We start from the raw sequence: 14,475 nt of genomic DNA, 5'->3' as shown, positions 1-14,475 counted from the left end.
TCGATCCTCCCGCTCAACAGACAATCTCTCGCATCGAAGCTGTCAGACTTCGCACAGATCGAATTGTTTCGATTGATGTGCCGGGATGCTCCTGTGGGTGTCGCATCACTTACCTCCCGTCATTCCTGTGCTTGTCACAGGAATCCAGCCACGCGATGTCCATCGCGTGAAAGAGCCTTGCGCGGACGCGCCGCTGCTGGATTCCCGCCACAAGGGCGAGGATGACGGAGAGAATTGAGACCGGGCGCATCAGCGAGACCTTGCAAATGGACGAGAGGAGACCGGATGAACGCCGTATTCGCACGCCCCGCCTGTCACGACGCCCTTGAACGGCTGAAGGACAAGCATCTGTTGAAATCGCTCGCCTATGTCGGCGGCCGCTGGGTGGCAAACAGCGCCAACCGCACCTTCGAGGTCAAGGATCCCGCGTCCGACGTGCCGGTCGCCTGGGTGGCGGCGCTCGATGCGGACGAAACCGGCAAGGCCATCGAGACCGCCGCGGACGCCTTCCCCAAATGGCGCGCCCTGCTGCCACAGGAACGTGCCGCCATCCTGCGCAAATGGTACGAGCTGATGCTTGCCGCCAAAGACGATCTGGCGCTGATCATGACATTGGAGCAGGGAAAGCCGCTGGCGGAATCGCTGGGCGAGATCGCCTATGCCGCGTCGTTCATCGAATGGTATGCGGAAGAGGGCAAGCGCCTGAACGCCGAGAGCGTGACCAGCCACCTTCCCGACGCCGAAATGATCGTGCGCCGCGAAGCACTCGGCGTCGTGGGCATCGTCACGCCATGGAATTTCCCCTCCGCCATGGTCACCCGCAAGGCAGCCGCCGCCCTTGCCGCAGGCTGTACCGTCGTTGCCCATCCCTCGTCCGAAACGCCCCTTTCGGCACTGGCACTGGCCGAACTCGGCGAGCGAGCCGGCCTGCCTGCCGGCGTCTTCAATGTGCTCACCGGCAACGCCGCCACCATCGTTGGCCGCATGTGCGAGGATGCACGCGTCCGCGCCATGAGCTTCACCGGCTCCACCGAAATCGGCCGGCTGATTGCCGGACAGTGCGCGCCGACCATGAAGCGCCTGGTGATGGAGCTTGGCGGCCATGCGCCGCTGATCGTCTTCGACGATGCCGATATCGGCAAGGCCGTCGAGATCGCCATTAACGCCAAATTCGCGACCTCCGGCCAGGATTGCCTCGCCGCCAATCGTATCTTCGTCCAGCGGCCGATCCTCGATGCCTTCAACACGGCCTTCAAGGCCCGCATCGAGACGCTGAAGGTCGGTACCGGCCTTGAGCCCGATGTCGAGATCGGCCCGCTGATGCACGAACGGGCGGTGGAAAAGGCCGAAGAGCATGTGACCGATGCCATCAGGCGCGGCGCAAAATGCCTGACGGGCGGCAAGCGCCACGCGGCCGGACCGCTGTTCTACGCCCCGACGCTTTTGACCGACGTGCCGTCCGATGCCCTGATCATGCACGAGGAAACCTTCGCGCCGGTTGCCGCCGTGACCGCCTTCGATACGGAAGAGGAGATCATCGCCCGCGCCAACGATACAGAATATGGCCTCGTCGCCTATGTCGTCACCGAGAACGGCGCCAGGCAGATGCGACTTGGCCGCGCGCTCGAATACGGCATGGTGGCGATCAACCGGGTAAAGATCACCGGTGGCCCCATTCCCTTCGGCGGCTGGAAACAATCCGGCGTCGGCCGCGAGGGCTCCCGTCACGGCCTCGAAGCCTTCACCGAACTCAAATATCTCTGCATCGACACGGCCGCCTGACACTCCAGGCTGCCCCAACTATCCGAACACGCATAAGGAAATAGATCATGTCCGAACACAGCAACGAAATGAACGCCTGGGACCGCGACCACTTCTTCCACCCATCGACCCATATGGGCACGCATGCGCGCGGCGAGACACCGACCCGGATCATCGGCGGCGGCGAAGGCGTCTACATCACCGATACCAACGGCCGCACCAGCCTCGACGCCTTTGCCGGACTCTATTGTGTCAATGTCGGCTATGGCCGCCAGAAGATTTCCGATGCGATCGCCAACCAGGCCAAGAACCTCGCCTATTACCACGCTTATGTCGGCCATGGCACGGAAGCCTCAATCACGCTTTCGAAGATGATCATCGACCGGGCGCCGGAAGGCATGTCCAGGGTCTATTTCGGCCTCTCCGGCTCGGATGCCAACGAGACCAATATCAAGCTGATCTGGTACTACAACAATATCCTCGGCCGCCCGGAGAAGAAGAAGATCATCTCCCGCTGGCGCGGCTATCACGGCTCCGGCGTCATGACCGGCTCGCTTACCGGCCTTGAGCTCTTCCACAATCTGTTCGACCTGCCGCGCGCGCCGATCCTCCATACCGAGGCGCCCTATTATTTCCGGCGCGAAGACCGCGGACAAAGCGAGGAGCAGTTCTCGCAGCATTGCGCCGACAAGCTGGAAGAGATGATCCTTGCCGAAGGCCCTGATACGATCGCCGCCTTTATCGGCGAACCGATCCTCGGCACCGGTGGCATCGTGCCGCCGCCGCAGGGCTATTGGCAGAAGATCCAGGCCGTGCTCGACAAATACGACATCCTGCTCGTCGCCGATGAAGTGGTCACTGGCTTCGGCCGCCTCGGCTCGATGTTCGGCTCCGATCATTACGGCATGAAGCCGGACCTCATCACCATCGCCAAGGGCCTGACCTCGGCCTATGCGCCGCTCTCCGGCTCGATCGTCTCCGACAGGATGTGGCGCGTGCTGGTCGAAGGCTCCGACAAGATGGGTGCCATCGGCCATGGCTGGACCTATTCCGCCCATCCGATCTGCGCCGCCGCCGGCGTTGCCAATCTGGAACTCGTCGATGAACTCGGCCTCGTGGAAAATTCGGCCACGACCGGCGCCTATTTCCGCGCCGAACTGGCCAAGGCGGTCGCCGGCCACAGGAATGTCGGCGAGGTTCGCGGCGACGGCCTGATGGCAGCGGTGGAATTCGTCGAGGACAAGGACGACCGCAAATTCTTCGACCCAGGCAAGAAGATCGGCCCGCAGATCTCGGCCGCCCTTCTCGAGCGCGGCGTCATCGGCCGGGCCATGCCGCAGGGCGACATTCTCGGCTTCGCGCCGCCGCTCTGCCTGACACGCGAGGAAGCTGATATCGTCGTCAAGGCGGCGGCAGGCGCGATCGAATCCGTGCTCGGGCGCTGAAGGAGGCGCCGATGACGACGCTTCCAACGACGATGGCCGCCGTGTGTCTGACAGGACATGGCGGCCTGGACAAGCTGGTCTATAGCCGCGACGTGCCGGTTCCGGTCGCGGCACCCGGCGAAGTGCTGATCCGCGTCACCGCCTGCGGCATGAACAACACCGATGTCTGGGTACGTCAGGGAGCTTATGGCACCGAGGATGATCCGGCCGCCGTGTCCACATGGCGCCGGCAGGGCAATACGCTCACCTTCCCGCGCATCCAGGGCACCGATACGGTCGGTCATGTCGTGGCGGTCGGAGAGGGTGTCGATCCCGCCCGCATCGGCGAGCGAGTCATGGTCGATTTCTCGATCTACAACCGCGACGACGACAGCCTCGCGGACATCGACTATATGGGCCACGGCCGCGATGGCGGCTATGCGGACTATATGGCGCTGCCGGCAGAGAACGCCCATCTGGTCAGGACCGATATGAGCGATATCGAGCTTGCCACCTTCTGCTGCGCCTATCTCACCGGCGAGCGCATGCTGGAACGGGCGCGGCTTGGCGCCGGCGAGATCGTGCTCGTCACCGGCGCGTCCGGCGGCGTGGGTTCGGGCATCATCCAGCTGGCAAGGGCGCGCGGTGCCGTGCCGATCGCCGTAACGGCGCCCGGCAAGGAGCAGGCCATGCTTGATATCGGCGCGGAGGCCGTCGTCACGCGTGGTAGTGGCGATCTTGTCGAGGCCGTGCATGCGGCATCGGGGGGCAGGCCGATTGATGTCGTCGCCGATCTCGTCGGCGGCGCGATGTTCAATGATCTCCTGAAAATCCTTCGTCCCGAAGGCCGTTACACCACGGCCGGCGCCATTGCCGGCCCGGTGGTCCAGCTCGATCTGCGCACCATGTATCTTAAACAGTTGGAACTGCACGGCTCAAGCCAGGGCAGCCGCGCCGATTTCCGCCGGCTGGTCGGCTATATCGAGAAGGGACAGATCCGCCCGCTGGTCGGCGGCGTCTATCCGCTTTCGGAGTTTCACCGCGCCCAGACAGATTTCATGCAGAAGGGCTTTGTCGGCAAGCTGGTGGTCGTTCCGGACGGAGCCTAAGACAGGGATCCGCGGCCGGCTTGACGGGCAGGCCGCGGGTGCCCAGCGGTGTTATTGCCCGGCAAATCCGGTCAGGAACGAGGTGAGATTGTCGCCGAGTTCATCGCAGAGATAGCCGCCTTCCTGAACGATCACCGCCGGCAGGCCCAGTCTTGCGATCGCTTCGCCGATCCGGGCGAAACCCGGCGTCGAAACGGACAATCCGCCGAAGGGATCGCCTTCGAAGGCATCGAGACCGAGTGCGACGACTACCGCATCCGGCGCATAGGCTTCCACGCGTCGGCAGGCGGTCTCCAGGGCCTCGAGAAACCCGGCATCCGCTGTCTTGCGCGGCAGCGGCAGGTTGAAATTATAACCCAGTCCCGCCCCTTCGCCGCGCTCGTCTGCATGCCCCCAGAAGAAGGGATAGAAGCGGACAGGATCGGCGTGCAGCGACACGGTCAGCACATCGCCGCGACCGTAGAAAATGCCCTGCGTGCCATTGCCGTGATGCAGATCGACGTCGAGGATGGCCACCCGTTTCGAGTGGCCGAGCAGGTGCTGGGCGGCAATGGCGGAATTGTTGAGGAAGCAGAAGCCGCCGGCGACATCGGCAAAGGCATGGTGGCCGGGCGGGCGGCAGAGCGCGTAGGCCGACCTCTCGCCGGCCAGCACCGCCTCGGCCGCCTCGACCGCGCTCCAGGCGCTCCAGCAGGCGCTTCCCCAGGTATCGGCGGAGATCGGGCAGGCGGTATCGGCCATGTGATAGCCGGCCTGGCCGACGGCTGACGCCGGATAGCGGCCGGTGCGCGCCAGCGGATGGATATTGGGGATGACCTCCGGCGAGGCACCTTCGATCCGCTGCCAGCGCAGGAAGATGTTTTGCAGGAACTCGATATATTCCGGCGAATGCACGGCGGCGATCGGCCTCAGCCCGTGATCGCGTGGCCGGACGATCTCGCAGCCCGCAGCCCTGGCACCGAGAAGAAGCCGCTCGACCCGTTCCGGCTTTTCCGGATTAGGCTGCTGGGCACCGCTCGAAAGAAACATCGTGGGATCGTGCCGCTTCTGCTCCTTTGCGTAAAACGTCTTCATTCTCAAACCCCGCTTTCGTGTTGCCCGGCAAGCGCCTCGAAGGCATCGCCGTAGGCGGCATGGATACGTTCGTCCCGCGACCAGGAAAGACCCAAACGCTCGTAGAAATGCTGTGCCGAAACATTCTCGGCATCGACAGACAGGCGCAGATAGGTTCCGCCCTCTGCCCGCACATGGGCAGCGGTGTGGCGAACAAGGGCCACGCCGACGCCGAAGCCGCGAAACCGCTCGTCGACGACGATGTCCTGGATATAGGCCCCCTTCTGCCCGCGCCATGTGGAGAAACTCGGGAAAAACAGACACATGCCGGCGAACATTGCCTCCCTCTTCTCCCCATCGGGGAGAAGAGGCCCTAGGGGTAGATGAGGGGGTATGTCCGCAAATTCCGGGCCGATCGCCCCCCTCATCCGGCCCTGCGGGCCACCTTCTCCCCGCTGGAGAGAAGAGGGAGCAAGCCCTACCTCCGCGATCAAAACCTGAAAAGCCGGCTGTGGCCCAAAACCATGACGTCTGATATCCTCGATGGTGGACGTGACCTTGCCTTCCGCCTTCAGATGACGCGCGATCATCAGCAGGCCGGCATGGATGATCTCGGCATCCTCCGCCATCGCAAGGCGAATCTCAAACTTCTGTTTTTGCAAGACATCCCCCATCAAAACGCCACCCGATCGCCGCCCTTCAGGGCCAGCATGGCGCGGGCCTCCTCCGGCGTGGCCACTTCCAGCGACAGGGCTTCGAGAATGAGGCGGATACGGCTCACCTGGTCCGCATTGGATGTCGCCAGTTCTCCCCTGCCGAGCGTCAGGCTGTCTTCCAGCCCGACGCGCACATTGCCGCCCATGACCGATCCCATCGTGATCAGCGGCATCTGCCTGCCGCCGGCGGCCAGCACCGAGAAACGGTAGTCGTCGCCGAATAGCTTGTCGGCAATCCGCTTCATATGGACGAGGTTTTCCGGATCGGCACCGATGCCGCCGAGAATGCCGAGCACGAACTGGATGAACAGCGGGCCTTTCACCAGGCCGCGATCATAAAAATGTTTCAGCGTATAGAGATGTCCGACATCGTAGCATTCGAATTCGAAGCGCGTGCCGCAACCCTCGCCCAGCCGCTTCACTATGTCCTCTATATCGGCGAAGGTATTCTTGAAGATCGTCCCACGCGTCGCCTCCAGGAGTTGCGGCTCCCAGTCGTGCTGCCATTCCATGCCGGGCTTGGCGAGCGGGAAAATGCCGAAATTCATCGAGCCCATATTGAGCGAGCACATTTCCGGCTCTGCCTTGAGTGCTGCCGCCAGCCGGTCGTCCAGCGTCATCAGCGAACTGCCGCCGGTGGAGATGTTGATGACGGCGTCGCAGGCCTGCTTGATGCGTGGCAGGAACTGCATGAAGACCGCGGGATCGGCGGTCGGTCGGCCATCGGCCGGATTGCGCGCATGCAGATGCAGGATCGACGCCCCGGCTTCAGCCGCCGCGATCGCCTGTTCGGCGATCTGATCCGGCGTCACCGGCAGGTGGGGGCTCATCGATGGCGTGTGGACGGAACCTGTGACGGCGCAGGTGATGATGACCTTGTTCTTTGCCATGTCTTATCCTCAACCGTTCACCGGAAGATCGCGTTCGGCCGCCAGCTGCTCGAAACTGTCGCCGAGGATCGAGACGATCTCGCCGACCTGTTCGGCCGTGACGATCAGCGGCGGTGCGAGAATGAGATTGTCGAGCTCGGCGCCATCCCCGCGGATCCGGCGGGAATAGAGGATCAGCCCCTTGTCATAAGCGATATCGAGCAGACGCTGATTGGTTGCCCTTTCCTTCGGCAGCGGCTCGAAGGTTACCGGATCAGCAACCAGGTCGCAGCCGATCAGCAGCCCCTTGCCGCGCACGCCGGCGATGAAAGGAAATCGCTTCGACAGGGCTTCCAGTTCGGATTTCAAAAGATCGCCCATGGCGGCGGCATTGGCCTCGCATCCGAGCCTGCCCATCTCCTGCAGCACGGCGCGCCCGGCAGCGCAGGCGAGCGGATTGCCGGCATAGGTATAGCCATGCTGGAAGCCGCCCATGTCGAGGACCGGCTTGACCAGCTTTGCCGAAGCCGCCATGGCGCCGAGCGCCGCATAGCCGGAACCGATGCCCTTCGACAGGGTGACGATATCCGGGCGGCAATTCCAATGATCGCCGCCGAGATAGCGGCCGGTGCGCGCCGCCCCGGTCATCACCTCGTCATGGATGAGCAGGATGCCATATCTGTCGCAAATCTCGCGGATGCGCGGAAAATAGCTGTCGGGCGGCACGAGCGCCGCCGTTGCTGCCCCACCGATCGGCTCCATGATGAAGGCGACGACGCTTTCGGGGCCTTCGGCGAGAATCTTTTCCTCCAGCATGTCGGCGTAGCGCAGGCCGCGTTCTTCCATCGAGAGATTGTCGCGGTCGCGATAGGCCGTCGGCGCGGGGATCGCCGGCATGGCCTGGATTTGCGGCGCGAAACTTTCGGTCAAAGCCAGATCGCCGGTGACACCGAGCGCGCCCATGGTGCCGCCATGATAGGAGGGAAAGCGCGAGATCACTTTCCAGCGCTTCGGCTGACCGATTGCGACCGCCCATTGCCGCGCCAGCTTGATCGCCGATTCCACCGCCTCCGAACCGCCGGAGACGAAGAAGATACGGTCGAGATCGCCGGGCATTCTTGCCGCCAGTTCGCGTGCCAGTTCCTCGGCCGGTTCATTTTCGAAATGCAGCCGGTAGGCGAAGCTCGCCTTTTCCATCTGCCGCTTCATCGCCTCGATGACATGGCGATTGCCATGGCCGATATTGCTGACCATCGGCCCGCTCGACCCATCGATGAAACGGCGGCCGTCCTGCGTCCAGAAATAGATGTCCTCCGCCCGCTCCACCAGCGGCCGGCGCAGACGCGTGACGTAAAAGAGATGGGACGGGGGCCGCTCGCCGGTCTGGATGTTCATTGTGTCTGCCTCGGTGTCAGGATCGGTTGAGATAGCGGTTCAGCACATTGGCGGTGACGCGCTCCACCATCGGATCGCGGCGCTTGAGGCCGGCCACCCATTCGCAGGTTCCAGCGTGGAAGACCTCACCCTCGCCGCGTTTGAAATGGACGATCATGCCGTTGCTGTAGCGAACCTTTTCCATATTCTCGTCGCTCGCCTCGCCATAGAGCGTCTCGGCGATGAAGCGACCGTCCTCGTCGCCGAAGAACTGATCTTCCGGCGCCAGAATGTCGCTTTCCTCCACCTGGCTTGCCATGCCGAGCGCCAGGATTTCCAGCCCCTCCGGCGCGCCGCTGTCGGCGGATGGGTAGGGCAGGCCGTGGCGCATCTCATAGGAAAGTCCATCGACTTCATAGCCATAGATATGACTGTCGGCGCCGAGCAGATCGCCATAGAACAGGCCGGTTCCGGCAAAGGCCCAGTGCCCCGGCCGATAGACCGGAAATCCGCGCACGCCGCGCGGCGCGCAACCGCCCCAGCCGGCATAGACGCCATTGGTGGCATTGAGCCCGAAGGTCGCGGCACCCGGGCGGCCGATCTCCGGCGCCTCCCAGGAATTGGTGGCACGCGTGACGTCGCCGCTGCGATAGGCCGGGTCTTCCTTGCGCGCAATATATTTGTAGCAAATCTGCTTGCGCCCCTCGTCCTCCAGCCGCGTCTGCCACATGAAGTTGCCGGCAAAGCGCGCGACGCGACCTCCGCCATCGACATAGGCATCGACGGCGTCGCGCATCTCCCAGGTCCAGTATTCGTCATGGCCGGTAAAGACGACGCAGTCATAGTCTTTTAGAATGCCGGGATTGAAATGCAGTTCGTGCTGGCTGGCGAGATCGACGCCATAACCCTGGCGCTCCGCCCAGCGGAAGAACCGGCTGTCATAGCTTGCCCAGCCGGAAGAGGCATATTTCTTGGAATAGCCCCTGGCATAGGCCCATTCCATATGCGGATAGCGCGGTACGGTTCCGGGCGGCAGGCTGACCTCCAGCGGCACCCGCGGCGCGTCCTCGGGCAGGACGACAAAGCCGCGGCAGAGCGGCCGCTCGATGCTGACCATGGTCGCGAACTGGTCACGGTTCGGACCGGTAATGCCCTGGTAATGGTTGGAGCCGCCCCAGGTATTATAGGCGGCCCAGGTTCCGGTGGCCGCCACCTGCAGGATGCGGCCGGGCTTGGGGCCGGCATCCGGCAGCACGATGATCAGGTGATGGCACGTGATCGGCTTGCCGTCCCGCCCTTCCGCCGTCAGCGTGATGCGGTAGGCGCCGGAGGGCCAGCTTTCGTGGATCCGAAAGGAATAGGTCGGTGACCAGCCACAGCCCAGCACCGAAACCTGGTCGGGCGTATCCTGCCAGGCGGTGGCAATGCCGTCGGCGCCATAGACCCTTGTCTCGACGCCGCCGTCGCGGATGATGGCCAGTTGGCAGGAAGAGGCCGACGAACTGATATGGAGGTCCACCACGGCGCCGCGTGCATAGGCATAGGCCTTTGAGTAGCACCAGATTTCGCCACGGGCGCCGTCCATCCCCGGATATTCGTAATAATGGCCGCGCACGGCGTGGCGCCGTTCCTCGGCGGTAAGCCCGAAATCCGGAAAAACCTGGTCCCTGTCCGTCACGTCGTCCCCCGCATTCGCACGCCGGTACGATCAAACCACGATGGACGGGGCGAGGCAAATACACTAGGTGAAGGTGGAGCATTCACGAAATGAATGGAGCATGCGGATGACCGGTCCGAGGCGGCGCTTTGTCTGGGAGATCGACTGGAACCTCCTGCGCACCTTCACGGTAATCGTCGAGGAGAAGAGCCTCACGGCCGCCGGCAACAGACTTCTGTTGAAGCAACCGACGATCAGCAACGCGCTGCGACGGCTGGAAACCCATATGGGCTGCCGTCTCATCGACCGGTCTTCCAGCCATTTCCGCATGACGCCGGCCGGCGAGCGGCTCTATGGCGAATGCCTGGCGATGCTGACCATCGTCACCGGGCTTCCCGATCTCGTCAAGGACGATCCGGACCTAGTGACCGGCCATGTCGAGATGGCCTTTGCCAGCCACATAGAATGCCCGTTCCTCGATCGTTTCCTGGCCGATTTCCACAAGGCGCTCCCGCGCGTCAGCTTTTCGACGACCGTCTCCGCCAGCCAGTCGGTAATCGAATCCGTGCTGTCCGGACAGTCCTGCCTCGGCATCTGCCTTGCCCATGAAAAGCATCCAGACCTGAGCTACACCGTGCTCTACCGCGAATATTTCGGCTTTTTCTGCGCGCCCGGCCACCCGCTTTTCGGGCAGCGCGAAACACGGATGTCCGACCTGGCCGGCCTCGATTATGTATCCTTCAAGACGGACCGGCTCGGCGACGCGCTGTCACCGGTCGCGCGCCTGAGACAGCGGGAAAATTTCAATGGGCAGGTACTGGGGCTCTTCACAAATCTGGAGGAAGTCCGCCGGCTGATCAAGGTCGGCCTCGGCTTCGGGCCCCTGCCGATCCATGTCGTGGCCGCCGATATCGACGCCGGCCAGCTCTGGCAATTGCCGCCCTATGACGATCCGCCGGCTGCCGACGTTTATCTCGTCACCAGGCCGGCGGCGCGGCGCAGCCTGGCGGAAACACTGATGATCGAGCGGCTGCTGGCAGCGATCGATACCGTTCCGCTGTCACAACGAACCTACCCCCAAAACCTTGCCACCGCCGAGTCCGGACGGGAATAAGTCATTCTTCGTGTGAATGTATCCGATCGAGGCGATTGCGCGACCCTTGATCGAGATTGTCGTCCGTCGATGGTCGAATCATCCGCTCCTGGCCGCTTGACGTACCTGCCTCAATTTGCATTATTGCTCGGATGTCAGACCAATTATGGTGTGAGATGGACGCAGTGATGAACCATCAGGATGCAAGAGCAGTCCTCCGGCCCCTGCCGCCCGCCGACCGGGTGCGCCAGGTTACGGCGGCGGTTGCCGATTACATCCAGCGCTCGGGCCTCAAGCCCGGCGACAGGCTTCCGGCCGAGCGTGAGCTGATGGCAACGCTGGCTGTCGGGCGATCCACCATTCGCGAGGTGATCCGCCATTTCCAGGCGCTCGGCGTCGTCGAGGCCCGCAAGGGAAGCGGCACCTATCTGCTGCGCGCCGTCTCCGGCACCACCATCCACATGCCGCTCTCTCTGGAAACCGCCCATCTGCGCGACCTGCTGCTGAAGACGCTCGAAGTCCGGCGCGGCATCGAGGCGGAGGCGGGCATGGTTGCGGCCCGCATGCGCACGGCACATGACCTCACGGTCATCGAAGAGAAGCTCGCCGAGATGGAACGCGTCCAGATCGCCAAGGGCACATCCGGCCCGGAAGACCTCGCCTTTCACCTCGCCATCTATGACGCCACCCATAATCCACTGTTCAAGCAGCTTCTGGAGCAGATGCGCGGCGCCTTCGAGCAGTTCTGGGATCAGCCCTTCAACCGGGCCGACTTTGCCCGTCGCTCCTTTCCTTTCCATCGTACGCTATTCAATGCCATCGCCGCCGGCGATCCGGAATCGGCGCGTGCCGAAACACTGAAAATCCTCGCCATCGTCGAGGAAGACATCAAGGACATGTCCAGATGAGCAACGGGTTCGATCCGTTCAACGACGCCTCCCTCATCGTCACCCATGACGTGGGCAATGCCTATGACGCGGTGGTGCCGCCGATCGTACAGACTTCGCTGTTCACCTTCACCGATTATGACGACATGATCGCCTCCTATCGCGGCGAAAAGATCCGGCCGATCTATACGCGCGGCCTCAACCCGACCGTGCGCATGTTCGAGGAGATGCTGGCGAAGCTGGAAGGTGCCGAAGACGCGATCGGCTTTGCCAGCGGCATGTCGGCCATTTCCTCCACGGTGCTGTCCTTCGTCGGACCGGGCGACCGGATCGTCGCCGTCAGGCATCTCTATCCAGACGCCTTCCGCCTGTTCGGCACCTTCTTCAAGCGCATGAACATCGAGGTCACCTATGTCGATGGCCGCGACGAGGAAGAGGTCGCGCGCGCCCTTCCCGGCGCAAAGCTGCTCTATCTGGAAAGCCCGACGAGCTGGGTCATGGAAACCCATGACATCGCGGCCCTTGCGGCGCTCGCCCGCAGCCACGGCGTCATCACCACCATCGACAACAGCTGGGCGAGCCCGATCTTCCAGCAGCCGATTTCGCTCGGCGTCGATCTGGTCCTGCATTCGGCCTCCAAATATCTCGGCGGCCACAGCGACGTCGTCGCCGGCGTCGTTGCCGGATCGAAGGAACTGATCGGCCGCATCCGCGCGGAGGCCTATCCCTATCTCGGCGGCAAGCTTTCGCCCTTCGATGCCTGGCTTCTGATCCGTGGGCTTCGCACCCTGCCGATCCGCATGAAGGCGCATGAACAATCGGCACTGGCCGTCGCCCGGCGGCTGCAGGCACATGAGGCGGTCGAGACCGTCTGCCATCCGGGCCTTGCCAACCAGCTGGCGCCCGGCCTTACCGGCACATCCGGCCTGTTCTCGTTCATCTTCCGGGACGGCATCGATATCCGCAAGTTTTCCGATCATCTGAAATTGTTCAGGCTGGGCGTCAGCTGGGGCGGGCATGAAAGCCTGATCGTGCCCGGCGATGTCGTCCTTTCGCAAAAAGCACAACCCAATTCCGCGGTCGCCTTCGGCATCAGTTCGCGGTCGGTACGGCTCCATGTCGGCCTGGAGGGAACGGAGGCCCTCTGGAGCGATCTCGAAGCGGCAATCGCCGCCGCGACAGGCTGACACGACAGACCAACAGTTCAACAAAAAGGGGAAATGAAATGAGGAAACTGATCGCGGCGACCCTGTTCGCCTCTCTCATGGCAGGCACGGCCCTTGCCGATACCAACCTCAAGCTGGTGGAGGTCATTACCAGCCCGGAACGCACCGAAACCCTGAAATCGATCGTCGCCAAGTTCGAGGCGGCGAACCCGGGCACCACGGTCGAGATCATCTCGCTGCCCTGGGGCGAGGCCTTCCAGAAATTTGCCACCATGGTCTCGGCCGGCGAAATTCCCGATGTCATGGAAATGCCCGATACCTGGCTGTCGCTCTATGCCAATAACGGCATGCTGGAAAGCCTGGAGCCTTATCTCAAGGACTGGGAACATACGTCGGGCCTGACTGACCGCGCGCTGGAGCTTGGCCGCGACGTCAAGGACACCGCCTATATGCTGCCTTACGGCTTCTATCTGCGCGCCATGTTCTACAACAGGAAGATCTTCGCGGAAGCCGGCGTAGAAGCCCCGCCGAAGACGATGGACGAGTTCGTCGCGGCCGCCGAGAAGATCAAGAAACTGCCCGGCAAATATGCCTATTGCATGCGCGGCGGACCCGGCGGCCTCAATGGCTGGATGATGTTCGGCGCCACCATGGCCGGCGACAATGCCTTCTTCAACGAGGACGGCACGTCGAAATTCAGCGAGGAAGGCTGGGTCAAGGGCTTCACCTGGCTGATCGACCTCTACAAGAACGGCTATGCGCCGAAGGACAGCGTCAACTGGGGCTTCAACGAGGTCGTGGCCGGCTTCTATACCGGAACCTGCGCTATGCTCGACCAGGACCCGGATGCGCTGATCGCGGTTGGCGAGCGCATGGATGGCGCCGATTACGGCATCACCACCATGCCCAAGGGCCCTTCGGGCAAGACCTTCCCGACCATCGGCTTTGCCGGCTGGTCGATGATGTCGGCCAGCGCCAACAAGGATCTCGCCTGGAAGCTGATCGCAACCCTCGAAGGCCCGGAAGGCAATATCGAGTGGAACAAGAAGATCGGCGCCCTGCCGGCGCTGAAGGCCGCCGAGAAGGACCCCTTCTACGCCAGCGAGCAGTTCAAGGGCTGGTTCGAGGAACTGGCCGACAAGGACGCGGTCCCGACCGTGATGCCGACCTATCTGGAAGAGTTCGCCTTCTTCAAGGATTCCATGGCGATCAAGACCAGCCAGGAAGCCCTGCTCGGCGATATCACGCCGGAGGAGATGGCCCAGCAATGGGCTGACTACATGACCAAGGCTCAACAGAAGTTTCTCGCGAGCAAATAGGTCGTCAGCCCTGAACCGCAGGCAGCGACATGATGTCGGCTGCCTGC

The 14,475-nt window shown here is 62.9% G+C and carries 12 protein-coding genes; 7 read left to right on the top strand and 5 right to left on the bottom strand.

Annotation, left to right across the window (positions count from 1 at the left end; translation table 11 throughout):
- Window positions 1-285 precede the first annotated feature (285 nt).
- The 3 genes from ASD31_RS16700 to ASD31_RS16690 are packed head-to-tail and all read left to right on the top strand — an operon-like array spanning window position 286 to window position 4,294.
- The gene (locus tag ASD31_RS16700) at window positions 286-1,782 is read left to right on the top strand and encodes an NAD-dependent succinate-semialdehyde dehydrogenase (RefSeq protein ID WP_056336152.1); all 1,497 of its coding nucleotides are present in this window, start codon (window positions 286-288) and stop codon (window positions 1,780-1,782) included.
- Window positions 1,783-1,829: 47 nt separating this feature from the next.
- Complete coding sequence (locus tag ASD31_RS16695; protein WP_056336148.1) at window positions 1,830-3,206, top strand: aspartate aminotransferase family protein; 1,377 nt, start codon at window positions 1,830-1,832, stop codon at window positions 3,204-3,206.
- A gap of 11 nt (window positions 3,207-3,217) precedes the next feature.
- Window positions 3,218-4,294 (top strand): alcohol dehydrogenase family protein, encoded by a 1,077-nt coding sequence (locus ASD31_RS16690; protein ID WP_056336144.1) that lies wholly within the window; start codon window positions 3,218-3,220, stop codon window positions 4,292-4,294.
- A gap of 51 nt (window positions 4,295-4,345) precedes the next feature.
- Here ASD31_RS16690 and ASD31_RS16685 read toward each other — a convergent pair whose 3' ends face one another.
- Genes ASD31_RS16685 through ASD31_RS16665 form a run of 5 tightly spaced genes read right to left on the bottom strand, consistent with a single transcriptional unit; the run spans window position 4,346 to window position 9,984 of the window.
- A complete protein-coding gene (locus tag ASD31_RS16685) occupies window positions 4,346-5,368 on the bottom strand; it encodes a histone deacetylase family protein (protein ID WP_056336140.1) in 1,023 nt (340 codons plus the stop codon).
- A gap of 2 nt (window positions 5,369-5,370) precedes the next feature.
- The gene (locus tag ASD31_RS26825; RefSeq protein WP_244483876.1) at window positions 5,371-6,009 is read right to left on the bottom strand and encodes a GNAT family N-acetyltransferase; all 639 of its coding nucleotides are present in this window, start codon (window positions 6,007-6,009) and stop codon (window positions 5,371-5,373) included.
- An 11-nt stretch (window positions 6,010-6,020) separates the two neighbouring features.
- A complete protein-coding gene (locus tag ASD31_RS16675) occupies window positions 6,021-6,953 on the bottom strand; it encodes a 3-keto-5-aminohexanoate cleavage protein (protein ID WP_056336135.1) in 933 nt (310 codons plus the stop codon).
- A gap of 9 nt (window positions 6,954-6,962) precedes the next feature.
- Window positions 6,963-8,327: an aspartate aminotransferase family protein gene (locus ASD31_RS16670; RefSeq protein WP_056336132.1), complete on the bottom strand. Its 1,365-nt coding sequence runs from the start codon at window positions 8,325-8,327 to the stop codon at window positions 6,963-6,965.
- A gap of 16 nt (window positions 8,328-8,343) precedes the next feature.
- Complete coding sequence (locus ASD31_RS16665; RefSeq protein WP_056336130.1) at window positions 8,344-9,984, bottom strand: N,N-dimethylformamidase beta subunit family domain-containing protein; 1,641 nt, start codon at window positions 9,982-9,984, stop codon at window positions 8,344-8,346.
- Window positions 9,985-10,090: 106 nt separating this feature from the next.
- On the opposite strand from ASD31_RS16665, the gene ASD31_RS16660 reads away from it, so the two are divergent.
- The 4 genes from ASD31_RS16660 to ASD31_RS16645 all read left to right on the top strand — a co-directional run bounded on the left by ASD31_RS16660 (window position 10,091) and on the right by ASD31_RS16645 (window position 14,428).
- Entirely contained in the window at window positions 10,091-11,077 is a 987-nt protein-coding gene (locus ASD31_RS16660; protein WP_082520618.1) for a LysR family transcriptional regulator, read from the top strand.
- Window positions 11,078-11,244: 167 nt separating this feature from the next.
- Window positions 11,245-11,964: a FadR/GntR family transcriptional regulator gene (locus tag ASD31_RS16655; RefSeq protein WP_056336127.1), complete on the top strand. Its 720-nt coding sequence runs from the start codon at window positions 11,245-11,247 to the stop codon at window positions 11,962-11,964.
- A complete protein-coding gene (locus tag ASD31_RS16650; protein WP_056336123.1) occupies window positions 11,961-13,130 on the top strand; it encodes a PLP-dependent transferase in 1,170 nt (389 codons plus the stop codon). Before ASD31_RS16655 ends, ASD31_RS16650 begins: the two co-directional genes overlap by 4 nt.
- Window positions 13,131-13,168: 38 nt before the next feature.
- Window positions 13,169-14,428: an ABC transporter substrate-binding protein gene (locus ASD31_RS16645; protein WP_056336120.1), complete on the top strand. Its 1,260-nt coding sequence runs from the start codon at window positions 13,169-13,171 to the stop codon at window positions 14,426-14,428.
- Window positions 14,429-14,475: the final 47 nt, after the last annotated feature.

The sequence above is a fragment of the Rhizobium sp. Root482 genome, assembly GCF_001426565.1.
GTDB lineage: Bacteria > Pseudomonadota > Alphaproteobacteria > Rhizobiales > Rhizobiaceae > Pararhizobium.
This window is presented reverse-complemented; position numbering and strand designations above follow the sequence as displayed.

What these genes read in the sequence shown, in the direction of transcription:
- ASD31_RS16700 (WP_056336152.1), top strand. Translation starts at nt 286, where the DNA reads ATGAACGCCGTATTCGCACGCCCCGCCTGTCACGACGCCCTTGAACGG.
- ASD31_RS16695 (WP_056336148.1), top strand. Translation starts at nt 1,830, where the DNA reads ATGTCCGAACACAGCAACGAAATGAACGCCTGGGACCGCGACCACTTC.
- ASD31_RS16690 (WP_056336144.1), top strand. Translation starts at nt 3,218, where the DNA reads ATGACGACGCTTCCAACGACGATGGCCGCCGTGTGTCTGACAGGACAT.
- ASD31_RS16685 (WP_056336140.1), bottom strand. Translation starts at nt 5,368, where the DNA reads ATGAAGACGTTTTACGCAAAGGAGCAGAAGCGGCACGATCCCACGATG.
- ASD31_RS16675 (WP_056336135.1), bottom strand. Translation starts at nt 6,953, where the DNA reads ATGGCAAAGAACAAGGTCATCATCACCTGCGCCGTCACAGGTTCCGTC.
- ASD31_RS16670 (WP_056336132.1), bottom strand. Translation starts at nt 8,327, where the DNA reads ATGAACATCCAGACCGGCGAGCGGCCCCCGTCCCATCTCTTTTACGTC.
- ASD31_RS16660 (WP_082520618.1), top strand. Translation starts at nt 10,091, where the DNA reads ATGACCGGTCCGAGGCGGCGCTTTGTCTGGGAGATCGACTGGAACCTC.
- ASD31_RS16655 (WP_056336127.1), top strand. Translation starts at nt 11,245, where the DNA reads ATGAACCATCAGGATGCAAGAGCAGTCCTCCGGCCCCTGCCGCCCGCC.
- ASD31_RS16650 (WP_056336123.1), top strand. Translation starts at nt 11,961, where the DNA reads ATGAGCAACGGGTTCGATCCGTTCAACGACGCCTCCCTCATCGTCACC.
- ASD31_RS16645 (WP_056336120.1), top strand. Translation starts at nt 13,169, where the DNA reads ATGAGGAAACTGATCGCGGCGACCCTGTTCGCCTCTCTCATGGCAGGC.